This window comes from Allocatelliglobosispora scoriae, from assembly GCF_014204945.1.
Lineage (GTDB): Bacteria > Actinomycetota > Actinomycetes > Mycobacteriales > Micromonosporaceae > Allocatelliglobosispora > Allocatelliglobosispora scoriae.
The window spans coordinates 1,269,762-1,292,771 of the sequence record NZ_JACHMN010000003.1 but is presented as its reverse complement, the minus strand read 5'-3'; the positions used below and the strand labels follow the sequence as shown (position 1 = coordinate 1,292,771).

Annotated in this window: 14 protein-coding genes and 1 pseudogene; 8 read left to right on the top strand and 7 right to left on the bottom strand. The window is 70.9% G+C overall.

What is annotated here, in order from left to right; translation table 11 throughout:
* Both F4553_RS32330 and F4553_RS32320 read right to left on the bottom strand, forming a co-directional pair.
* The gene (locus F4553_RS32330) at positions 1-453 is read right to left on the bottom strand and encodes a DUF948 domain-containing protein (protein WP_184843808.1); all 453 of its coding nucleotides are present in this window, start codon (positions 451-453) and stop codon (positions 1-3) included.
* Positions 454-2,806: 2,353 nt separating this feature from the next.
* Positions 2,807-4,296 (bottom strand): annotated as a pseudogene (locus F4553_RS32320) (replication-associated recombination protein A); the annotation flags it as partial.
* 47 nt (positions 4,297-4,343) lie between these two features.
* Between F4553_RS32320 and F4553_RS32315 the strand changes: the two are divergent.
* Complete coding sequence (locus F4553_RS32315; RefSeq protein WP_184843800.1) at positions 4,344-4,742, top strand: thioesterase family protein; 399 nt, start codon at positions 4,344-4,346, stop codon at positions 4,740-4,742.
* Complete coding sequence (locus F4553_RS32310; RefSeq protein WP_376776353.1) at positions 4,739-5,584, top strand: MBL fold metallo-hydrolase; 846 nt, start codon at positions 4,739-4,741, stop codon at positions 5,582-5,584. The genes F4553_RS32315 and F4553_RS32310 overlap by 4 nt, the downstream gene beginning before the upstream one ends.
* Before the next feature lies 1 nt (position 5,585).
* Here the strand turns inward: F4553_RS32310 and F4553_RS32305 are convergent, their stop codons facing one another.
* The gene (locus F4553_RS32305; RefSeq protein ID WP_184843795.1) at positions 5,586-6,554 is read right to left on the bottom strand and encodes a PfkB family carbohydrate kinase; all 969 of its coding nucleotides are present in this window, start codon (positions 6,552-6,554) and stop codon (positions 5,586-5,588) included.
* Positions 6,551-8,494: an asparagine synthase (glutamine-hydrolyzing) gene (gene asnB, locus F4553_RS32300; protein ID WP_184843792.1), complete on the bottom strand. Its 1,944-nt coding sequence runs from the start codon at positions 8,492-8,494 to the stop codon at positions 6,551-6,553. Before asnB ends, F4553_RS32305 begins: the two co-directional genes overlap by 4 nt.
* A 179-nt stretch (positions 8,495-8,673) precedes the next feature.
* Between asnB and F4553_RS32295 the strand changes: the two genes are divergently transcribed.
* A complete protein-coding gene (locus tag F4553_RS32295; protein ID WP_184843789.1) occupies positions 8,674-10,158 on the top strand; it encodes an aminopeptidase P family protein in 1,485 nt (494 codons plus the stop codon).
* 392 nt (positions 10,159-10,550) lie between these two features.
* Here F4553_RS32295 and F4553_RS32290 read toward each other — a convergent pair whose 3' ends face one another.
* Positions 10,551-10,757, bottom strand: coding sequence for a hypothetical protein (locus F4553_RS32290; protein ID WP_184843786.1), 207 nt, complete (start codon positions 10,755-10,757; stop codon positions 10,551-10,553).
* A gap of 64 nt (positions 10,758-10,821) precedes the next feature.
* Positions 10,822-11,649: an SDR family oxidoreductase gene (locus F4553_RS32285; RefSeq protein ID WP_184843783.1), complete on the bottom strand. Its 828-nt coding sequence runs from the start codon at positions 11,647-11,649 to the stop codon at positions 10,822-10,824.
* Between the two features lie 140 nt (positions 11,650-11,789).
* Here F4553_RS32285 and F4553_RS32280 point away from each other — a divergent pair, with 140 nt between their 5' ends.
* The 5 genes from F4553_RS32280 (at position 11,790) to F4553_RS32260 (ending at position 17,151) form a co-directional block, all read left to right on the top strand.
* The gene (locus tag F4553_RS32280) at positions 11,790-12,395 is read left to right on the top strand and encodes a glycine zipper family protein (RefSeq protein WP_184843780.1); all 606 of its coding nucleotides are present in this window, start codon (positions 11,790-11,792) and stop codon (positions 12,393-12,395) included.
* A 150-nt stretch (positions 12,396-12,545) separates the two neighbouring features.
* On the top strand, positions 12,546-13,892 hold the full coding sequence (locus tag F4553_RS32275) for a tetratricopeptide repeat protein (RefSeq protein ID WP_246467539.1): 1,347 nt from the start codon (positions 12,546-12,548) through the stop codon (positions 13,890-13,892).
* A gap of 247 nt (positions 13,893-14,139) precedes the next feature.
* Positions 14,140-15,075 carry an acyl-ACP desaturase gene (locus tag F4553_RS32270; protein ID WP_184843777.1) on the top strand — a complete coding sequence of 312 codons (936 nt, stop codon included), beginning with the start codon at positions 14,140-14,142 and terminating at the stop codon, positions 15,073-15,075.
* 24 nt (positions 15,076-15,099) lie between these two features.
* Positions 15,100-15,861, top strand: a complete 762-nt coding sequence (locus tag F4553_RS32265) for an NRDE family protein (RefSeq protein WP_184843775.1) — start codon at positions 15,100-15,102, stop codon at positions 15,859-15,861.
* Positions 15,862-15,975: 114 nt separating this feature from the next.
* Positions 15,976-17,151, top strand: a complete 1,176-nt coding sequence (locus tag F4553_RS32260) for a ParA family protein (protein ID WP_184843772.1) — start codon at positions 15,976-15,978, stop codon at positions 17,149-17,151.
* A 58-nt stretch (positions 17,152-17,209) separates the two neighbouring features.
* Here the strand turns inward: F4553_RS32260 and pulA are convergent, their stop codons facing one another.
* Entirely contained in the window at positions 17,210-22,957 is a 5,748-nt protein-coding gene (pulA, locus tag F4553_RS32255) for a pullulanase-type alpha-1,6-glucosidase (protein WP_184843769.1), read from the bottom strand.
* Between the last annotated feature and the right edge of the window lie 53 nt (positions 22,958-23,010).

The window sequence follows — 23,010 nt, the reverse complement described above, 5'->3', positions numbered from 1 at the left end:
TCAACCCTTCCGAGCCTTGCGCTGGCTCTTGAGCGTGGAGCGGACCTCGCGGTCCTCCTCGGCACCCCGGCGGGCCGCATTGGCCCGGCGCAGCCCGAAGCTGAACGCCGCCGCCTTGACCAGCGGGTTCGCCGCCGCCGCCGAGACGACGGTGACGAGGTTGGAGATGTTCGCCGTCGCCGAAGCGGCGTGCGCCGTCATCGTGTCCACCTTGGCCAGTTGCACGTTGACGCCGTCCAGCGTCACGTGTGCCTGGCTCAGCGCGGTGTTCACGTTGTCCACCGTGAGGTGGACGTTGTCCAGCAGCGGTCCGGTACGCACCTGCACGGCGCGCAGTGTGTCCGTCGCCGCGTCGATGGTGTGGCGCAGCCGAAGGATCGGCACCGCCAGCACGATCACCAGCATCAAGAAGGCACCCGCGGCGATCAACGCCGCGATCTGTCCACCGTTCACAGCCATCCCTCCCGAAAGCTCGCCGGTCGGCAATGGAGCTCAGCCCGACGTGGGAGACCTTACCGGTTGTCGTGCCTGCGGTCGCGGCGACGCGGGTGATCGTGCGTTACGGGCTCGCCGGGGCCGACGGCAGCAGACTCGGATCGATCTCCAGATCCAGGTCAGGGTTGACCGGCTCGACGTGGCCCTCCTTCCGGCCGTCCTCGATGGCGTTGGTCACCTTGATCAGAACGTCCGATCCGGTGCACTCCGCCGACGGGCTCGGGTTCGGCGTCATGCCGTCCGCCGGGGCCTCGCTCGCCGTCGGGCCGACCGTCGGGCGGTTGTAGAGCAGGTTGTCCGCGCAGGCCGGTGGGCGTACCCACAGGTCCAGCGTGAACTCGTCGCGGCGCCAGCAGCTGTAGACACCCGGTACGGGCTGCTCCGGGCAGGCCTCCGGCGTCCACTTCCGCCAGCCGGCCCCGATCAGCGCCGACTCGTACGCCTTCGACGTCTCGGCGAACGCCTTGGTCGAGTGCACCGCGCGCTCGCGGTAACGGCACTCGATGATGCACCAGCGGCTGCCGTCGCCCTGGTCGACCGGTGCCTCCGCCGCCCAGCCGGGCACCGAGAGCGCATCCAGCGACGTGAACACCGGGTCCCGGGTCGCACTCTGGATCATCAGGTAGAGCGGGATGGCGCCGAGCAGCGTCACCACGACCGCGATCATCGTCCACATCCGCAGGCGCTGGTGCTCGCGCATCTGCTTGCGCAGCTCCGACCGGGCACCCTGCACCATGTCCACCCCGGCCGCCAGCCCGGCCCGGCTCCCGCGCGGCCCGGCATCGGGCCGGGATCCATCGGTGCCGTCGGCCGGTCGCAGCGGCGGTCCGTCCACGGGAATGCGCTGCGGCGGTCCGACCGGGGCACCCAGCGGAGCGCTCATCGGCGCTCCCACCGGCGGACCCAGCACGGGCGGGCCCATGACCGGCGGACCCAGCACGGGCGCACCCATGGGCGGCGGACCGACGGGCGGACCCATCGGCGGACCGAGCGGTGCGCCCTTGGGCGGCGGTCCCATCGGCGGGGCCCCGGGTGCACCGGAGAAGGGGATCGCCTGCTCGGTACGCGGATCCTGAGCCGGTCGCCGCGCGTCACGGGGCGGCCGCTGCGGGTCGCGACGCGGATCGCCGACCCTCGGATCGGCGGCTCGCGGGTCGGCGTCACGGCGCGGATCGACGTCACGGCGCAGCTCCGGATCACGGCGCGGATCGGCGTCGCGGCGGAGCTCGGCGTCACGCCGGGGATCGCGGTCCCGCCGGGACTCCCCCGGGCGGCCGCCTGCCGACGGCGGACCCGGGTCGATCGGCCGGGCGTTGCCCGACTCGGGGACGGCCGGGCCGACCGGGCGGGTGGGCCTGCGCGGGCCCAGCGGCACGAAACGTCCGCTCGCCCGGCGCAGCGCACCGTCGGCACGCAGCGGATCCTCCGGCTCGGGGCCGCCATGGCGAGCGGGACCGCCACCGGAGCGCGGGGGCGGTTCGGTTCCGCGCGGCTCGGCAGCGCGGGGCGGCTCGACCCGGCTCACCGGGTCGGCCGATGCCGCGCGGCGGCCGGGTCCGCGCAGCGGCTTCTCCAGTGGATCGGTCAGCGGGTCCGGTTTGCGGCCCTCGGGAACGGCGCCACGGCGGCCGCCCCGCGGCGGGTCCAGATCGCCGCGTCGGTCGTCGGCGCGTCGGTCGTCACCGCGCCGGCCACGGGCCGACGGCTCGTCCAGGCCGCGCCTGCCGCCGCTGAGCAGCTCGTCCGAACCACGCCGGGGTCCGCCGATCGGCTCGTCCGGCGCGCGCCGCGCGCCGCCGAGGGGCTCATCGGGTGCTCGTCGGGTCCCGCCGGTCGGTTCGGTCGAGCGCCGACCGCCCACGAGCGGTTCATCGGGGGTACGCCGTGGCGGCGGCGCGTCCTGCGGATGCGGCGCCCCGCTGATCGGCTCGTCGACATGACGGCGTCCGCGCCCACCCTCACGGAGGGCCGACTCCCTCGGTGCCGCGTCTCTGGGTGCTGAGTCTCGGGAAGCTGCGTCCCGGGGTGCCGCGTCCCTGGGTGCCGGTTCCCGGGCGCCCGGAGCGGCACCGGACGCGGGCTCGCCGCGCAGATCCGCCCAGCGCGAATCCCCGGCACCGCCACGGGTGCCGGCGTCTCGGGGCTCGCGGGGGGCGTCGTCGTCGGCGCGGGGCCGACGGGCGGGCGGCGGTGCGGCATCGGCCCCGCCGGGACCGAGATCGCCCTTCGCCTCCTTGGCGCTGCGGAGGTCGTCGAGCCAGCCGAGCTCCTCACCGGGAACCTCCTCCGGCTCGTTGCGGCCGCGACGGCGGCCCCGGCCCTCGTCAGCAGGCTGATCCCCGCGTCGGCCCCGGCCGTCTCGACCGCCGCCGTCCGTATCCCGGGCCATCAGCGCCCCTCCCCATTCTGTGGTGTCGTCGCGCCGTTGCCTGCCGTCCCAGCTCCGCCGCGAATCACGTGGCGCAGCTTCGGCAGGCGAACCGCCACGGCGCGCTCGGCGCCGTGCTCTGTGGGACGGTAGTACTCCGCCCCCTTCAGCTCATCCGGTGGGTACTGCTGAGTGACGACACCTCGGGGGTCGTCGTGGGGGTAGCGGTACCCCTTGCCGTGGCCGATGCTCGAAGCACCCGAGTAGTGGGCGTCGCGCAGGTGCGCCGGCACGGCACCGGCCTTGCCCGCCCGGACATCGGCGATCGCGCCGAAGATGGCGGTGGTGACGGCGTTGGACTTGGGTGCCGTGGCGAGGTGGATCGCGGCCTGGGCGAGGTTGAGCTGGACCTCGGGCAGGCCGACGAACTCGACGGCCTGCGCGGCGGCGGTCGCCACGCCGAGCGCGGTCGGGTCGGCCATCCCGATGTCCTCCGACGCGAAGATCACCATCCGGCGGGCGATGAAGCGGGCGTCCTCGCCGGCGACGAGCATCCGGGCCAGGTAGTGCAGGGCCGCGTCGACATCGGAGCCGCGCAGGCTCTTGATGAAGGCGCTCACCACGTCGTAGTGCCCGTCGCCGGCCCGGTCGTAGCGCAGCGCCGCCACGTCGATCGCCTTCTCGACGGTGTCGAGGTCGATCTCGGCCGCGTCCAGCGCCAGAGCGGATCCGGCCGCCGCCTCCAGCGCCGTGAGCGCCTTGCGGACGTCGCCGCCGGCGAGGCGTACCAGATGGTCCTGCGCCTCCTCGGCGAGCGTGACGGCACCGCCCAGGCCGCGCTCGTCGGTGATCGCGCGCCGGACCAGCGCGCGGACCGCGTCGTCGCCGAGCGGGCGCAGCGTGAGCAGCACGCACCGGGAGAGCAGCGGCGAGATGATCGAGAAGTACGGGTTCTCCGTCGTCGCCGCCAGTAGGGTGATCGTGCGGTCCTCCACGGCGGCGAGCAGCGAATCCTGCTGCGTCTTGGAGAAGCGGTGCACCTCGTCGAGGAAGAGAACCGTCGCTGAGCTGCCATAACGCCGCTCCCGGCGGGCCGCGTCGATCACCGCGCGGACATCCTTCACCCCGGCGCTGAGCGCGGACATGCCGACGAACTTCCGGTCGGTCGCCGACGCGACGAGGTGGGCGATCGTCGTCTTGCCGCTGCCGGGCGGACCCCAGAGGATCACCGACATCGGCGCGCCCCCGCTCACCAGGCGGCGCAGCGGCGCACCGGGCGCGAGCAGGTGATCCTGGCCGATCAGCTCGTCGACCGTGGCGGGGCGCATGCGCACCGCGAGCGGGGCGTCCGGCGCCGCCGTCGCGAAACCGGCCGTCACCGAGCCCGCCGAGGGGCCGTCGGAGGCCAGCGCGAACAGCCCGTCGGAGTCCATTCGGAAGAGAGTAGCGCGCGAAGACGAAGCACCCCTAGGGTGAAGGAATGGAACAGGGTGCCGGGCTGACCCCCGGCCTGATCGCCCGGGTCGAGCTGCTGGTCGGCGACGCCGACACCGCACAGGCTCTGGGCTCGGGCGATGTCCCCGTGCTCGGCACTCCCCGGGTCCTCGCGCTCGCCGAGGCCGCCACGGTCGCCGCGACCTCGTCACACCTGCCGGCCGGGTTCACCAGCGTGGGTGTCCACGTCCAGCTCGACCACCGCTCGCCCACCCCGGTGGGCCGGCTCGTGGTGGCGGAGGCCCTGCTGACCAGGTCCGACGGGCGCAGGCTCACCTTCGACGTGACGGTCCGCGACGAGGACCTCGTCATCGCCGACGGGCAGGTCGAGCGGATCGTCGTCGACCGGCACCGATTCGTGGAGAAGGCGACCGGAGGCGCCTGATGACCGCCTTCACCGAGCTGAGCGACCGGGTCTTCGTGCTGGTCGAGCCGATGCTGCGGGTCAACGTGACCCTCGTCGTCGGCGACGGCGAGGCGCTGCTGGTCGACACCCTCTCCACCGACGATCAGGCCACCGAGCTGCTCGACGCCGTCCGCCGGGTCACCACGGCGCCGCTCGTCGTCGTCAACACCCACCACCACTTCGACCACTGCTTCGGCAACGAGGTGATCGCGCCGCCACCCACGCCGATCTGGGCGCACGAGCGGGCGGCGGCGATCCTTCGGGAGCGGGGCACGGCGCTGCAGCGATCCTGGTGGGAGGAGTTCCGCGGCGAGGATCCGGCCTTCGCCGACGCGATCGCCCGGATCACGATCCGCCCGCCCGACCACCTGGTGCACAGTGCGCAGGCCCTGACGATCGGCGGTCGGGTCATCGGGCTGCGCCACCTGGGCCGCGGACACACCGAGGGCGACCTCGTCGTCGACGTGCCCGACGCCGACCTGGTGATCGCGGGCGATCTGATCGAGGAGGGCGCGCCGCCCGGGTTCGGCGACGCGTTCCCGATGGCCTGGCCGGCGACGGTCGCGGCCCTGCGGGACGGGCTGGGACCGGCCACCCGGGTGATCCCCGGCCACGGCGCGCCGGTGGGCCGGGACTTCGTCGCCGCGCAGCACGACGAGCTCGCCGACCTGGCCTGGCTGATCCGCGACGGGCACGGCGACGGCGTGCCGCCGGAGAAGGTCGCCGGTGCCACCGCGCTGACCCGCTGGGGCGACGCCGGGCGGCACGAGGCGACGCTCGCGGTCGCCCGGGGCTACGACGAGCTCGACGCGCTGATCTGAGCTAGCTCGCCGCCAGCTCGACGAGGGTCGGCATCGCCACCGCGCCGCCGCGCCGGGCGCAGACGTGGGCCGAGACCCGCAGCGCGAACTCCACCGCCTCGATCCACGAGCCGGAGTCCGGCAGCCCGGCGAGCATCCGGTGCATCAGCGCGGCGACGACCGAGTCACCGGCGCCGGTCGTGTCGATCACCTGTCCCGGGTGCACCGGCAGGCCGAAGACGCTCTCGGCGCGGCTGTGGATGTAGTCGACCGCCATCCGCTCCGGCCGGGGCGCCGCGTCGTCGCGGTGCCGGAAGATCATCGCTCCCGCCGCGCCGAGGGTGACGACGACGGTCCCGGCCCCCAGCGCCAGCAACCGCAGCGCCACCCGGCTCGGCGGCACCGGGCCGTAGAGCGCGGTCGCGTCGGCGAGGCTGAGCTTGACGAGGTCGGCACCGGCCGAGAACTCCTCGACGATCGCGCGGAGCCGGGCGGCGGCGTGCGCGTCGGGCAGCAGGAAGGGCCGCACGTTCGGGTCGAACGCCCGCAGCGGCCCCGGCGTGGCCCAGGCGTGCCGGGCGGCGCGCAGCGACGCGGCGCCGAGCAGGGCGATCGAGCCGCAGTAGAGCACCGACGCCCCCGCGAGCAGGTCCGGGTCGAGGTCGGTGGGGGCCAGCATCCCGTACGCCGGCGGGTCCCCGTAGAAGGCGAAGGACGCCTCGCTGCCGGTGTAGGTGGCCACGGCGAGCGGTGTCGGCGCGGGCACCCGGACGATCCCGCCGACCCCCACCCCGGCCGCCGCCGCGTAATCGACGATCCGGTCGCCGAAGGTGTCCCCGCCGACGGCGGTGAGCAGGTGGGCAGGGGTGCCGAGGCGGGCGAGCCCGACCGCGACGTTGAACGGCGCGCCGCCCACCACCGGGGTCAGCGCGCCGTCGGCGGTCGAGAGCAGATCGATCAATGCCTCACCGAGGATCACCGCATAGGTCACGACACCATCGAACCGACAACGGGCTTGGTGAGCAAGGCCGATTGATTACGACTGATGCCTGGATCCAAAGTCTTCGCCACGAAGATCGCGTGCCAGATGCAGAAGACGAGCACGGTCCAGATCTTGCGGCTGTGGTCGGCCTCGCCCGCCTTGTGCTCCTGGAGCAGCCGGTCGGCGTACTTGAGGTCCAGCAGCTCACCCGCGCCGGAGGTGGCGAAGATGTTGCGGGCCCAGTCGTACATCTCGCCGGCGAGCCAGACCCGGGTCGGGGTCGGGAAGCCGAGCTTGCGGCGGTTGACGATCGCCGGGGGCACGACGGTCTGCAGCGCCTGGCGCATGGCGTACTTCGTGGCGTCGGAGCGCGGCGGGAGCTTCAGGTCGACCGGCACGATGGAGGCGACATCGAAGACCTCCTTGTCGAGGAAGGGCACCCGGAGTTCGAGCGAGTGCGCCATCGACATGCGGTCGGCCTTGACCAGGATGTCGCCGCGCAGCCAGGTGTAGAGGTCGACATACTGCATCGTGGTGACATCGTCGAGGTCGGGCACCTCGGCATAGATCGGCGCGGTGACATCGGTGTAGCGCACCGAGGGGTCGTAGCGCCGCAGCAGCTTCTGCTTCTCGGCCTCGTTGAAGATCCGCGCGTTGCCGTAGTAGCGGGCCTCGATCGGCGTGGTGCCGCGCTCCAGGAAGCTCTTGCCCTTGACACCCTGCGGGATCACCTTGGAGACCGCGCGCAGGCCCTTCTGCAGCCCGTCGGGCAGATCGTTGACCATCGAGAGCGACAGCGGCTCGCGATAGATCGTGTAGCCGCCGAAGAACTCGTCGGCGCCCTCACCGGAGAGGACCACCGTGACGTGCTCGGCGGCCTTCTTCGCGACGAAGTAGAGCGGGACGAGCGCGGGGTCGGCGACCGGGTCGTCCAGGTGCCAGACGATCTTGGGAAGGGCGTCCATCATCTCCTGGGCGCCGATCTTGGTGGGGATCGTCGTCACGTCGAGGTGCCGGGCCGAGTCCTGCGCGACGTCGATCTCGGAGTAGCCGGCTACGTCGTACCCCACGGTGAAGGTCAGGATGTTGGGGTTGAACTCCCGGGCCAGGGCCACGACGGCGGTCGAGTCGATGCCGCTGGAGAGGAACGCGCCCACGGGCACGTCGGAGCGCATGTGCATGCGCACGCTCTCGCGCAGCGTCTCGCGGATCCGGGCGTAGAGCGCCTCGGGGTTGTCGGTCGGCGTGGGCCGGAAGACGGCGCGGTAGTAGCGGCGGGTCTTGACCCGCTCCCCCGGGCTCCAGGTGAGGCACTCGCCGGAACCGATCCGCGAGATGCCCTTGTGCAGGGTCCGCGGCTCGGGGACATACTGCAGGGTCAGGTAGTGCGACAGGTTGGCGGTGTCGATGCCCGCGTCACCGCGCGAGGCGGAGTCGGCGAAGGGCAGCAGCGCCTTCTTCTCGCTCGCGAGGTAGAGCCCGTCGTTGGTCTCCAGGTAGTGCATCGGCTTGATGCCGAAGGGGTCGCGGGCGCCGAAGGCCACCCGCTCCTGCTGGTCCCAGATGACGAAGGAGAACATCCCGCGCAGCTTGTCGAGGATCGCCTCGCCCCAGTAGTGGTAGCCCGCGACGATCACCTCACCGTCGCCGTTGGTGGCGAACTGGGCGCCGAACTCGGCGGCGAGCTGGTCGCGCAGCTCCAGGTAGTTGTAGATCTCGCCGTTGAAGGTGAGCAGGTAGCGGCCGTGGTCGTAACCGAGCGGCTCGTGCGACAGCGCCACATCGATGATCGACAGGCGCTTGTGCGCGAAGACGGCGTCCAGCCCGACCACCTCGACGCCGGTCTCATCCGGGCCTCGGTGGTGCATGCACTCCAGGGCCTCACCGAGGGCCGCCTTGTGCTGGTGAGCTTCGCCATAGGCACTGAAGAACGCAAGCAATCCACACATGGAGCCCATCCTTCCACGTCCCGGGATCGTTAGGACGCCCACCGTGGCTCATCGAGAGCCACTCGATCTGGCCCATCGACGAGCCGGGTTGATCAACGAGCTGTCGGTCCCCGGGAGTACCGTCGGGGAAGGTGTGCCGCAACGGCGCGGTGCACCGCACTACGGATGGGAGGATCCGAATGACCGAGGCCGAGCAGCCAGAAGCAGCAGGCGCGGGCACCGAGAAGGACAAGGCCCAGCAAACGCACGATCCGGCGTACCCGGAGAAGTTCGTGCAGTTCATGCGATCGGGCTGGCGCGACACCGAACTACCGGTGACCTTGACCACCGGCGCACCGAACCACGCGGCCCGACGGGCCCGGCTTGCCGCCACCTTCCCTGGCGACACGCTGGTCATCCCGAGCGGCCACGAGCAGGTTCGGGCAAACGACACCAACTACACCTATCGGCCAGGAAGCGACTTCTTCTGGCTCACGGGTGAGTTCGACCCCGAGAGCGTGCTGGTCATCCGGCCCGACGGCGAAGCCGTGCTCTACGTGCGCCCGCGCTCGCCGCGGACGACGGACGAGTTCTTCACCGACCGCCTCTACGGCGAGCTGTGGATCGGCCGGCGGCACACGCTCAGCGAGAAGTCGACCGAGCTGGGCGTCGCCACCGCCAACCTCGCGGACCTGCCGGGGGTGCTGGCCGGGCTCGCGCCCAACCGCACCCGGGTCCTGCGCGGCTTCGACCCCCGGGTCGACAAGGCGGTGCTGCCCGTTCTCGAAGCGGACGGCAAGAACCACCGCGACGCCGAACTCGCCTGGACGATCTCCGAGCACAAGCTCGTCAAGGACGCCTGGGAGATCGCCCAGCTCCAGGACGCGATCGACGCCACCACCCGTGGCTTCGAGGATGTCGCCCGGATCATCCCGGCCGACCGCGCGGTCTCGGAGCGCCTCATCGAGGGCGTCTTCGGGCTGCGGGCGCGTCACGACGGCAACGACGTGGGCTACACGTCGATCGTCGGCTCCGACGCGCACGCGACGATCCTGCACTGGATCCGCAACGACGGGCGCACCGAGCCCGGCAAGCTGCTGCTGATGGACATGGGGGTGGAGAACCGCAACCTCTACACCGCCGACATCACCCGGACGATCCCGGTGAGCGGGCGGTTCACGCCGCTGCAGAAGCAGGTCTACGACATCGTCCACGCCTCGCAGCAGGCGGGCATGGACTTCATCAAGCCGGGCGTCAAGTTCACCGATGTGCACACCACGTGCATGCGGGTCCTCGCCGAGGGCCTCGCCGACCTGGGCATCCTCCCGTGCTCGGTCGACGAGGCGATGGAGAAGGACTCGATGATCTACCGCCGGTGGACCCTGCACGGCTTCGGCCACATGCTCGGCCTCGATGTGCACGACTGCGCCAATGCCCGCAACGAGGCATACCGCGACGGCGAGCTGGACGAGGGCTATGTCCTCACCGTCGAGCCGGGGCTCTACTTCCAGGCCGAAGACGAGCTCGTCCCGGCCGAGCTGCGCGGCGTCGGCGTCCGGATCGAGGACGATGTCATGGTCACGGCCGAGGGGTGCGTCAACCTCTCGGCCGGGCTCCCGCGCACCAGCGCCGAGGTGGAGAACTGGCTCGGGGCCCAGCGCGAGGCGGGCCCGCGCCTGCCGTAAAGATCCATCCAGGTACGAGAGCTTCGCGAAGCGCGCCGCGACGTCTGGACTGAGGAGCGAAGCGACGAAGGAAGACGTTGCACCGGGGCGCGCGAGAGCGAAGCGACCCGGCAACACGGGAGCTTCGCGAAGCGCGCCGCGACGTCTGGACTGAGGAGCGAAGCGACGAAGGAAGACGTTGCACCGGGGCGCGCGAGAGCGAAGCGACCCGGCAACACGGGAGCTTCGCGAAGCGCGCCGCGACGTCTGGACTGAGGAGCGAAGCGACGAAGGAAGACGTTGCACAGGGGCGCGCGAGAGCGAAGCGACCCGGCAACACGGCAACACAGCACAGGGCGCGACTCGCACGAGTCGCGCCCTGTCTTATGTAGAGGTCTTATGTAGAGCCACTACTAGTCGGCGAGTGCCGCGATGCCCTGTGCCCAGCGGAAGAACTTGTTCGTCCCGAGGTCACGGACGGTCTTGATGCCGAACGCCTCCAGCAGGTGCTTGGCGTCCGTCTCGGACACGCCCTGGATCGCCGTCACCGGCGCGTCGGCGATGTCCTGGGCAGACTTGCCCTCCCACGCCTTCGACAACTTCGCTTCGAGTCCCAGCATGATGCTCCCTCCAAACAGCGACCGGCACTTACCGACCGCCGCCAGCGAGGTTACCCCGCCCGCCTCAGCGCGCCACGTGGTGCCCGGCTTTCGTCATCGCCTCGAACTCCTGCAGCCGGGCCGCGTAGACCGCGCTCAGGTAGGTCTCCGACTCCGGCCCGACGGGCAGCCGCAGCGGCGGCAGCTGCATTCTCGCCACCCGCAGGACCACCTCGGCGAAGAGTTCGGGCTCGTTGATGGCGGGCAGGTCGCGGATGCCGCGCAGGCCGACGAGCATGCCGCTGATCGCCGGTTCGTAGTCGACGACGTGCCGGTCGGGCTCGACCAGCGAATCACCATAGGCGGTGGCGAACCCGCCCGGCTGCATGATCGTCACCCGTACGCCGAGGTGCGCCGCCTCCACCGCCAGCGACTCGGCCAGCCCTTCCAGCGCGAACTTGCTCGACGTGTATGCCGCGAGCCCCGGAAACGGCATGAACCCGGCGAGCGACGAGACGAAGATCGCGTGCCCCGACTCCTGCTCCCGCCACAGCGGCAGGACCGCCCGGGTGAGCCGCCACGGGCCGAAGACGTTCGTCTCGAACTGGGCTGCGAGCTCCGCGTCGGAGACCTCCTCCACCGCGCCGAACTGGCCGTACCCGGCGTTGTTGACGAGCACGTCGACCCCGCCGAAGCAGTCGACGGCGAGGTCGACGGCGGCCTGGCACTGGGCCGGCTCGCGCACGTCGAGCGCCCCGGTGACGAGCGTGCCCGAGTACCGCCGGGCCAGATCATCGATCGTCTCGGGGCGGCGGGCCGTCGCGATGACCTTCTCACCCGCCTCGGCCAGCTTGATCGCCAGCGCGCGGCCGAGCCCGCTGGAACATCCTGTGATCAACCACCGCTGCGCCATCTGCCTGTCCCATCTGCCTTCATGTATTGAGCCTGATCAGAGCCTTGCAGCATGGATGACGTGAGCAATGAATCACTCACGGTCGCCAATTCGACACAATTGGTGGTCGGCCGCCCGTAACCATTCGCTAGTCTCGGCTCATGCTCGCCGCCGCGGCGTCCGCGCTGGTCAATGCCGCCGTCGCGGCCCTGGTCGGCTGGCTTTTCGGCGGGTACGCGGGCCTCATGACCGGCGTCGTCATCGCGCTCGGCTTCGCACTGCCCTTCGCCTGGGCGCTCGCCACGGCGGGGGTCTATCCGCGATCGACGCGCGGCGTCGCGCTCTTCGTCCTTGATCACACGTGGAGCCTGCCCAACACGGCCGCCGGAGCAGCGTTCCTCGTGGGCAACCTGCTCGCCGGGCATCGCCTCGACCGCCCCCGCTCTCGCGGAAGCGCCCGTGTCAACGTCGTCGAGCAGGCGATCCCCGGGTACGCCACCACCATCGGCACCGTCATCGCCGGGGTCAGTCCCCGGACCGAGCGCCACGAGGATCTGCACATACTGCAGGCGCGGCTGCTCGGGCCGCTCTACCTGCCGCTGGTCGCCGCCAACTACGCGGTTTTCGCGCTGCTGCCGCTGTGGCTCGTCTACCACGACCACCGGGGAACGCCGATCCGGTGCACCCGCGACTACTTCCTGCTCGGCGTCTATCCGCACACCTGGCACGAGGCCTGGGCGTACCGGCGGGACCGCCGCCGTCCGTGACGGCCGCCCCTCGAACCCATGGGCGGATGGCGCAGTGTCTGGTCGGCGGCTGCGGCGGCGTTGGAGGCTGCGGGATGATTGCGGTGTTTCCGTCCTATTCGGATCTTGATTCTCGTGCCGGGCGGTGCGAGGCGGTGGGAGGAGTTCGGGTTGACGAATGCCTCGGCCGCGACCGGTGGTGAGGTGGACCGGTTCGCGGGTGGCTCGCCCGGTGGGATGGTCGCGCAGTGGGCGGAGGTGCATCGGCTGGCGGTGGCGGGCCGGGAACCGGTGATCGCCCGGGATGCCGGGCATCGGGTGGGCAGGGTGTGGATGCGCTGGTCGCGGTTCGCCGACGTGGCAGCGGTGGCTCAGGCGACGCTGACGTTGGGCCCGGACGCCGGCGCGTTCTACGACCTCGGTTCGGCACTGTCGTCCACCGGCCGTCCTCGACAGGCACTGGACTGCTACGGGCAAGCGCTGCCGATCATCCGGGAGGCCGGCGACCGGGCCGGGGAGGCGGCCACCCTGAGCAGCATCGGCATGGTGCACGACGGGATGGGCGACCGGCGGCAGGCGCTCGCCTACTACCAGCAGGCACTGCCCATCCTGCGAGAGGTCGGCGACCGGGCCGGCGAAGCGGCCACGCTGAACAACATCGGCATGGCGTACGACGGACTGGGCGACCGGCGGCAGGCGCTCGCCTACTACCAGCAGGCGCTGCCGATCACGCGAGAGGTCGGCAAGTCGTCCATCGAAGCGGCCACGCTGAACAACATCGGCATGGTCCACAACCGGATGGGCGACCGGCGGCAGGCGCTCGCCTACTACCAGCAGGCGCTCCCCCTCAAGCGGGAGATCGGCGACCGGGCCGGCGAAGCGGTCACCCTGAACAACATCGGCGGCGCGTACGACGGGCTCGGCGACCCGCAGCAGGCCCTGGCCTATTACGAGCAGGCGCTCCTCCTCAAGCGGGACGTCGGCGACCGGGCCGGCGAAGCCATCATCCTCAACAACATCGGCGGCATATACGACGGGCTGGGCGACCCGCAGCACGCACTGGCCTACTACGAGCAGGCACTACCCGTCCAACGGGACGCCGGCGACCGCCCCGGCGAAGCGGTCACCCTGAACAACATCGGCATGGCGTACGCCGGGCTGGCCGACGAGCGGCGGGCGCTGGCCTACTTCGAGCAGGCGCAGCCCATCCAGCGGGAGATCGGCGACCGGGCCGGCGAAGCGGCCACCCTGAACAACATCGGTGGAATTCGATTCATGCGAGGCGATCTCGCCGGGGCGAAGGCCGCGCTGGACGAGGTGATCGACATCGTCCGCATCCTGGGGGATCGCGGTTCCGAGGCGATGATGTGCTTCAACATGGCCGCCCTGATGGCGAGGATGGGGCGGCCGGGTGATGCCGTCGAGTTCCTGGTTCGGGCCATCGCCCTGGCCGAGCAGACGGAGCACCCGGCGCTGGGCCAGATGCGGGAGCTCCTCATCGAGCTGCAGCGGGCGTGACATCACACCAGCCAGAGCCACCACGGCCCGCCCACGACGCCAAGATCGTCGCAACTCTTCAAGAGTTGGTCCCATGGCGTGAGGGGGGCGATGATCCGCACCCGAAGACGCAGATCAAGCCCTCTCGCGCCGAAGATCCGGTTCCCCGCCGGTAACCTCTCGTCCTTCGTGCATCCCCCGCGAGCAGGTACGCTGAAACGAGAAACCTACGGTGACGTAACCGTAGCCTTAGCTTCGGGAGCTCGCCGTGATCTCACAGACTGATCTGCTCTACCAGCTTGAGCCCGTCGTCGAGGCCAACCTCAACCGGCACCTGGCGATCGCCAAGGAGTGGTTCCCCCACGAGTACATCCCGTGGAGCCGGGGCACCGACTTCGACGGCGTCCTCGGCGGCACCGCCTGGACCCCCGACCAGTCCACGCTCAGCGACGTCGCCCGCACCTCCCTCATCGTCAACCTCCTCACCGAGGACAACCTCCCCAGCTACCACCACGAAATCGCCGCCCTCTTCGGCCGCGACGGCGCCTGGGGCACCTGGGTCCACCGCTGGACCGCCGAAGAAGGACGACACGGCGTCGCCATCCGCGACTACCTCACCGTCACCCGCGCCGTCGACCCCATCGCCCTCGAACGCGCCCGCATGGTCCACATGACGGCCGGGTTCACCTCCGACCACTCGATGGAGGCGATGCACTCCATCGCCTACGTCTCGTTCCAGGAGCTGGCGACCCGGATCTCGCACCGCAACACCGGCCGCTACAGCGGCGACCCCCTCTGCGACCAGCTCCTCGCCAAGATCGCGGCGGACGAGAACCTGCACATGGTCTTCTACCGCAACCTGCTCACCGCGGCGCTGCAGATCGCGCCCAACGAGGCGATGCGCGCCATCACCGATGTCGTCTCCGACTTCCAGATGCCGGGCCACGGCATCGAGAACTTCGGCCGCAAGTCCGTGCAGATGGCGATGGCCGGCATCTACGACCTGCGGATCCACCACGACGAGGTGCTGCAGCCGGTGCTGCGCAACCTGCGGATCTTCGAGATCGAGGGTCTCGACGGCGAGGGCGAGAAGGCCCGCCAGCAGCTCGCCGACTTCCTCACCGACCTCGACGGCTATGCCGCCAAGTTCGAGGAGCGCCGCGCCACCCTCCAGGCGAAGGCAGCGGCCCGCGCAGCAGCCTGACGGCCGCACCCGCACACTGGGATCATGTGCATCGTCGTCGCCAGCATCGAGCCCGAGGCCGAATTCCCGCTGCTCGTCCTGGCGATCCGGGACGAGATGCTGGACCGGCCCTGGCTGCCGCCCGCCGAGCACTGGCCCGATCGTCCCGGTGTCCTGGGCGGTCGGGATCTGCTCTCCGGGGGGACCTGGCTCGCGGTCGACCCGGCCGCACCCCGGATCGCCTGTGTCCTCAACAGTCACAGCGGGGCACCCGGCTCGGGACGGCTGTCCCGGGGCTCGCTGCCGCTGACGGCGGTCGCGGGCGAGCCGCTCCCCCGCGACCTCAGCGGCTTCGCCCCGTTCTACCTGCTCGACCTGCCCCTACCAGGAGACGGCGTCGCGAACGACAGCGGCGCTCGGCTCGTCGGCTGGAACGGCACGGAGATTACCCAGATCTCGATCAGCCCTGGCACGACGATCGTCGCCAACGCCGGTCTCGACCCGACGCAGCCTCGGGTGGAGCGGCTGCGAGCGCTGCTGGCGCGGGCATCCCGCCCGGAGCCGCAGCCGGATCAGCCGCCGGAGCGGGCCTGGCGGAGTTGGCTCGACCTGCTGGCACTGCCGGACCTTGATCCGGCCGGTCCGGCGGCGATCGTCCGGCGGCTCACGGTCGCCGAGGACCGGCCCTACGGCTCCAATTCGATCAGTCTGCTCGCCGCGAGCAGCACCCACCTGCGCTACGACTTCATCACGGTGGTGGATCCGCCACTGCCGCTGACCGGCGCCGTCACCGTCCTCGCGGTCTGACGACAGCGACATCACGCCGAGGTATCACGCCCGATGGCGGACACGTTGCGCCTTGTCGGGCGGTGACGATCAGGTGGATACGGGTTTAGCCTGCTCAGCGGGGAGGTCAAGCACATGCAGGTCGTATCCGTAATCAATTACAAGGGCGGCGTCGGCAAGACGACGATCACCGCGAACCTCGGTGCCGAACTGGCTCGCCGGGGCATGCGGGTCCTGCTGATCGATCTCGATCCGCAGACGAGTCTCACCTTCAGCTTCGTCGACCCCGAGGAGTGGCGCCGGGATCTGCGCGAGGCGCGGACGGTCAAGCGCTGGTTCGACAGCCTGCGCGGCGACGGCCCGGGGATCTCGCTGAGCGAGCTCATCATCACGCCGCAGCCGGTGAACTCCTATATCGCCGATGCCGAGGACGGCCGGCTGGACCTGATCGCGTCGCACCTCGGCCTGATCAACATCGACCTCGACCTCGCCCGCGGGCTGCGCGGCACCGACGAGGAGCGCGACGCGGGACTCTTCCGCATCCGGGGTGCGCTCGCCGAGCAGCTGCACCACCGCGACCTGCCCGACTACGACCTGATCCTGATCGACTGCCCGCCGACCTTCAACATCGTCACGCAGTCCGCGATCATCGCCAGCGACCAGCTCATCATCCCGGCGAAGGCCGACTTCCTCTCGACGCTCGGCATCGACTACCTCTACGGCAGCGTCGACAAGCTGATCGAGGACTACAACGCCGACGCGCGGCGCTTCCCCGACATCGGACGCCCCGGGATCATCAAGCCCGACATCGCCGGGGTCGCGTTCACGATGATCCAGCTCATGTACCAGCGCCCCATCGCCGCCCACGCCGACGCGATGAGCAGTGTCCGGGCGCTCGGCCTGCCGGTCTTCCCCACCGCGGTCCGCGAGGCGGCGACGCTCTTCGCCCAGGGCACGCCGCGTGGCGTACCAGCGGTGTTGCGGGAGCGCGCCAACTCCCCGGCCGCCGACGAGCTGCGGCAGCTCACCGCCGAGGTGATGCACGCGCTGCAGCCCGGCCGGTTCGCCGCCATGATGGCGGCGGCCCCGGTCGGCGGCGCGACCGACACCGTCACCGCGCTGCGCGGCATGAGTGCCCGGGAGGACGGTGCCGCTCTGCTGCACGCGTTCAGCCTGGCGAGCCTGCGGGAGCTCGCGGCCGCACTCGACATGAGCGCGCTCGGCAGCGGCACCCGCGACGAGCTCATCGAGCGGATCGTGGAGCGCACCATCGGCTCCCGCCTCAACTCCGAGGCGATCCGCCGGCTCTAGCAGCGCAGGCACGGCGGGCCGGACGCAGCAGCGCCCGGCCCGCCGTCACCACGCCCGGTCAGGAGACGAAGACCGCCACGGAGCGGCCCGGCACCGTGAAGGTGCCGGTTCCCTTGACATACGCCGACCCGGCCAGCACCGGGTCGGCGGAGCTCCGCAGCACCGGGTGCAGCGCCATCGACTTGCCGGCCAGCGCGCCGACGGTCTGCGACGCGGCGTCAGGCGACGCGTTGATGACGACCACGATCGTCTGCCCGTTGCCGCGCAGCATCATCGTGATCACGCCCGGCGTCTCGCTCGTCCCCGAGAGCGGGAACGACACCGCCTGCTGCACGTCGGCGGCGCTGCGCAGGCTGAACAGCGGTGAGGAGGCCCGCACCTTCAGCAATTCGGCGAAGCGCGCGTCGGCGAGCTCGACCGGAGCGCACCCGGCGACGAGTGCCGGGTCGGCGAGCAGCGGCTTGGCGTAGGGCCACCGGGACGTGTTGTCCGGCGACGGCGGCACGCCGAGCCCGAACCCGTTGCCCGTCGCGCAGTCCCAGCGGATGGCGTTGAACCAGTCACCGGAGTTGTAGGAGTTCTTGTCCAGCGACTTGGACCGCAGCCGGGACGACCCGGCCGTGACGAACCCCGTGCCCTGCGAGAGGACGACGGTCGACAGCGCCACCACCTGCATCCGCGCCCGGTCCGTCGCCGAGGTCGACTGCGGCAGCTTGTAGGCGAGCGTGTCGTAGAGGATCTCGTTGTCGTGGGCGTCCACATAGGTCACCGCTTCGCTCGGCGAGGCGGTGTAGCCGGCGGGCGACCCGTTGTAGGTGACCTGCGACCCGAGCACCGAGGCGCCGGTCGAGTCGGTGAAGCGGTAACCGGCCAGGTTCCCGGCGAGACCCAGCTTGATCAGGTCCTGCTGGTGCAGCAGCGACGCCTTCTGGGCCGCCGCGGTGCCGTTGACCGGGTCGCCGTTGGAGTCGGTGTAGAGGCCCGACGCGAAACCCTGGATCCGCGGGTTGTCGTCGAAGGGGCCACCGCCCCGGACGGCGTCGCGCAGGCGGTCGGTGAAGGTGCCGATGCCCGTACCCGCCATGTTGGTCTGGGTTGCCTGCACGAAGCGCGCGTCGTTCGCGACCTCGCCGAAGTTCCAGCCCTCGCCGTACATGAGGATGGATCTGCCGTCGACGCCGTCGCGGTCGAGGGTGAGCGCGTCGAGCGCGGCCCGGACGGCGAGGATGTTGGCCTTCGGGTGGTGGCCCATCAGGTCGAAGCGGAATCCGTCGACCTTGTAGCGCTTGGCCCAGGTGACCATCGAGTCGACGACGAGCTTGCCCATCATCGCGTGCTCGGGTGCGGTGTTGGCGCAGCAGGTCGAGGTCGCGACCGTGCCGTCGGCGAGGAGCCGGTGGTAATAGCCGGGCACGACCTGGTCCAGCACCGACTTCGGGTCGGTGCCCGAGGCCGAGGTGTGGTTGTAGACGACGTCGAGCACGACCCGCAGGCCCGCCTTGTTGATGCCCTGCACCATCTGGCGGTACTCGGTGATCCGGGCACTGCCGTCCGGGTTCACCGCGTAGCCGCCCTCGGGCACGGTGTAGTGCAGCGGGTCGTAACCCCAGTTGTAGCCGTCGGTCTCGGCGACAGCCGCGACGCAGGCCTGCTGGCCCTCGCCGGACGGCGGCATCGCGGGCAGGTCGCAGGCGGGCACGGCCTGGTCGGCCCGCCGCTCCGGCGCCGTGGCGAAGTCGAAGGTCGGCAGCAGGTGCAGGTGGGTGACACCCGCATCGGCCAGCTTCTTCAGCTCCGTCATGCCGTCGGTGGCCGGGGTGGTGAAGGCGCCGTAGGTGCCCCGCTGCGCCGCAGCGACCGTGGTGTCGGAGATCGAGAAGTCGCGTACCGACAACTCCTGAATCTGCGGACGGCCCGTGACGCGCGGCTTGCGCAGGCTGTCCCACCCGGCCGGCGCGAGGGCCGGGTCGGCGAGGTCGACGATCTGGCTGTGGGTGGAGTTCGCGGCGAGCGAGACCGAGTAGGGGTCGGTGACGCTCGCGGTGACGAACTGCCTGGTCGCGGGCTGGTAGGCGGTGACCCTGAAGCGGTAGTACTTCCCCTTCCAGGAGCTGCCGCCGACGGCACGCCAGACGCCGGTCGCGTCGTCGCGGGTCATCGGCACGGCCGTCGCGGTCGCGGCCGGCGAGTCGAAGAGCTGCAGCTCCACGCCGGTCGCGGTGGGTGCCCAGAGCGAGAGCGTCGGGCGCCCGGCCGCGAAGACCGGTCCCAGCCGGGCCGCGGTGGCACCGGCATAGACATCGTCGAGTACGCCGGGAGTCTGCACCCCGGTCGCCGAGAGCAGGTTGCCCAGGTGATCGCTCTCCGCCACGATCAGCCGACCCCGCAGCGCGTCCCGGATCACCCGGAGGTCGGCGGTGCCGAGCTGGAAGGCCTGGTAGGCCCAGAGCTCCGGATGCGCGATCCGCTGCCGGTCGGTGAGCCCGTTGGCCCCGGCCGAGAGCCGGATCGTGGTGAAGTCACCGGCGAGCTTGCCGTCGACGACGGAGACGTTGCCGTTCGCCGAGACGACGAGGTCGTAGACCTTGCCGTCGTTGTCGGGCTTCGCCCAGGCGATCGTCGAACGGTCGATCCACTGCGCGCTGGAGTGCGTCAGGTCGATGTCCCGGGCGGCGGCCGCCTCCAGCGGGCGGAGTGCCTTCTCCACCCCGGCGAGCAGCCAGACCTCGTAGCCCTTCTTGGTGACATCGAGCCGCTGGTCGTTGGGGAGGTCCTTGGCGTCTCCCCTGTGGACGATGTAGTTGACGCCGGTCGCACCCTCGACGAGCGGCACGACATAGGTGGCGCCGTAGGCGTCGATGCTCGACGGCAGCAGCGGGCTGCCCCACTCGACCGGGTTGGCGTTGCCGTCCCACAGGTGCAGGCCCCAGCCCGCGTAGTCGCCGTCCTCACGCCGGTAGTGCAGCACAGCGGTGTTGGTCGCGGCGGCCTTCGTCGGGTGGACCGTCGAGCTGCCACCGTTGACCCAGGCCGAGCCGACGGTCATGTCGACGGTGAGGTCGCCGTTGGGGTCCTTGTTGTCACCACTGTGGACGATGAAGTTGATCGGCTTCGTCGCGTCGCCGACCGGCACCCTCCAGAAGGCGCCGAACGCGTCCGTGCCGTCCGGCTGGCGCGGCGAGCCCCAGTCGGTGCCCGCACCGGCGCCGAGCCCGTCACCCCACAGGTGCAGGCCCCACCCGGCGTAGTCGCCGTCCGGCCGGTGGTAGTGCACGTCGACATAGCCGGCCGCGGCCGCCTGCGACGGGTAGATCGTGGCGTCGCCCTGCTTCAGCCAGATCTCGCCGGTGCGGCTCGGGTCGATGCTGCGGTCGGACTCGACATCCTTCTGCCCGGCGCCGTTGACGACGAGGAAGCCGACGTTCGTCGCGCCCGGCTTCACCTTCACCCAGGCGAAGGCGCCGTAGGAGTCGCGTCCGGCGAAGGGCTGGCCGGTCGGCCACGGGTGCTGCGACGACGCGTCCGAGTCCCCCCAGTTGTAGACACCCCAGCCGTCGTAGTCCCCGGCCGGACGCTGGTAGTGCACGAGCACATAGTCGCGCTGCGCGCCCTGGACCGGAGTGGCGACGGTGATGTTCGTCGTCGCGGTCGCGGTCCGGCCCTGCGGGTCCTTCACGACGGCCTTATATTGCACCGCCGTCTTCCCGGCGAGCCCGGCCAGGTCGTGGTGCACCGTGTAGGGCGCCCGAGTCGCGGTGCCGAGCGTCTTCCAGGGGCCGCTGCCGACCTTGGCGGCGAAGGTCACCGTCGAGCTGGGAGCACCGGTGACGGTGGCGGTGATCGCGGCCTGGGTGGCGACGGCGGCACCGGCGGCCGGGGACGCGATGGAGATCGTCGGCGCGGCCGCACCCGGGACCTGCTGCCCGGCCTTCCAGGCGATCGTGGTCAGGGCCGGGATCGTGATCGTGAGCTTGCCGTCGGCGCCCGCCACCGGACCGGCACCGGCGGTCGGGTAGAGCCTGCCGAAGGCGGCGCCCGGCGTGAAGGTGTCCACGGTGACCGTCTTCTCGCCGGTGCCGCTGTTCGCGGCGACGACGTACTCGACCCGCTGGGCGGCGTCGAGGCGCGAGAAGGCGAAGACGCCGTCACCGGCGTACCTCGTCGTCTGGGTGCCGTCGCGCAGACCCGGGTGGGCGGCGCGCAGGTCGCCCAGCGCGGCGATGGAGCGGTAGAGCGGGTGCGCGGTGTTGAAGTTGTCGACCGCGTGGGTGCGGTCGGTGCCGAGCAGGTCGTCGTCGAGGTAATCGGCGACCCGGCTGGCGAACATGTCCTGCCGGGCGTCCTTGTCGCCGCCGGGGCCGGTGAAGCCCTGCTCGTCGCCGGAGTAGACGACCGGCTGGCCGCGGGTGAGGAACATCAGCTCGTGCGCGAGCCGGTCCCGCTCCAGCGCGTCCTGCTCGCCGCCGCCGTTGACGATGCTGTATTTCAAGATCGCGCTGCCGATGCGGCCCATGTCGTGGTTGCCGAGGAAGGTCGGCAGGTCACCGGCGTCGGTGCCGCGGGTGGTGTAGAGCGGGTCGGTGGCGTAGAGGTCGGCGAGACCCTGGCCGCTGCCGCCGGTGACGAAGCCCTGCGCAGCGGCCTGGAAGCCGAAGTCGAGCGTGGCCTGCAGCCCGCCCTGCCGGACGTAGCTGGAGGTGATCGACGCGTCGGCGGAGTAGACCTCGCCGAACATGAAGAAGTCGGGCTTGTGGGCGCGCTCGGCCGCCTGGGCGATGCCCTTGGCGAACTGCGGCCAGAAGTCCATGTCGACGTGCTTGGCGGTGTCGAGCCGGTAGCCGTCGATCCCGGTGCTGGTGATCCAGTCCTGGTAGATCTTCGTCATGCCCTCGACCACCTCGGGCCGCTCGGTCCACAGGTCGTCGAGGCCGAAGAAGTCGCCGTAGGTCGAGTTCTCACCGGCGAAGGAGGAGTTGCCGCGGTTGTGGTACATCGCCGGGTCGTTGAGCCACGACGGCACCTTCACCCTCTTGTCCGCACCCGTGGCGAAGACCGGCGTGTAGGGCCCGCTCGCGGCGTCGACGGCCGGGAAGTCCCGGGTGCCGTCGGCGAAGTCGGCGTCGTCGAAGGCCCGTCCCTTGACATCGGTGTAGGGCGAGTCCTTCTTCTCCACGTAGGAGTACCGGTTCTCCTCGTACCGGATCACGTCGGCGGTGTGGTTGACGATCACGTCGAGGAAGATCTTGATGCCGCGCGAGTGCGCGAGCTTGACCAGCTTCTTCAGGTCGGCGTTGGTGCCGAAGTGCGGGTCGACCCTGGTGAAGTCCTCGATCCAGTAACCGTGGTAGCCCGCGCTGACGTCGGCGCCCGTGCCCTGCACCGGCCGGTTGGCGAAGACCGGCGCGAGCCAGATCGCGGTGGTGCCCAACCCCTCGATGTAGTCGAGCTTGTCGATCACACCCGCGAGGTCGCCACCGTGGTAGAAGCCCTTGTCGGTCGGGTCGTAGCCCGTCTTGAGCCGGTCGCCCGTCCGGCCTCCCTTGTCGTTGCCGGTGTCGCCGTTGGCGAACCGGTCCGGCAGGACGAAGTAGAACTGCTCGGCACGCTTCGCCTGCGGCGCGGTGGCGGCGAGCGCGGCGGCGCCCGGCTCGTCACGCCAGTAGGTGCTGCCTGCGTCGACCCACTGTGTCGGTTCGTCGTCCCGCACGGCCTGGAGCGCGACGACCGGCGTGGCGATCGTCAGCGCGGCGAGGAGGGTGACGAGGAAGGTTCGGTATCTCCGCGCCGGGCGCGTTCTGAAACTCATCGAAGGCCTTCTTTGATCCAAGGAGGGCAGTGTGAGACAGAACATACGGGTAA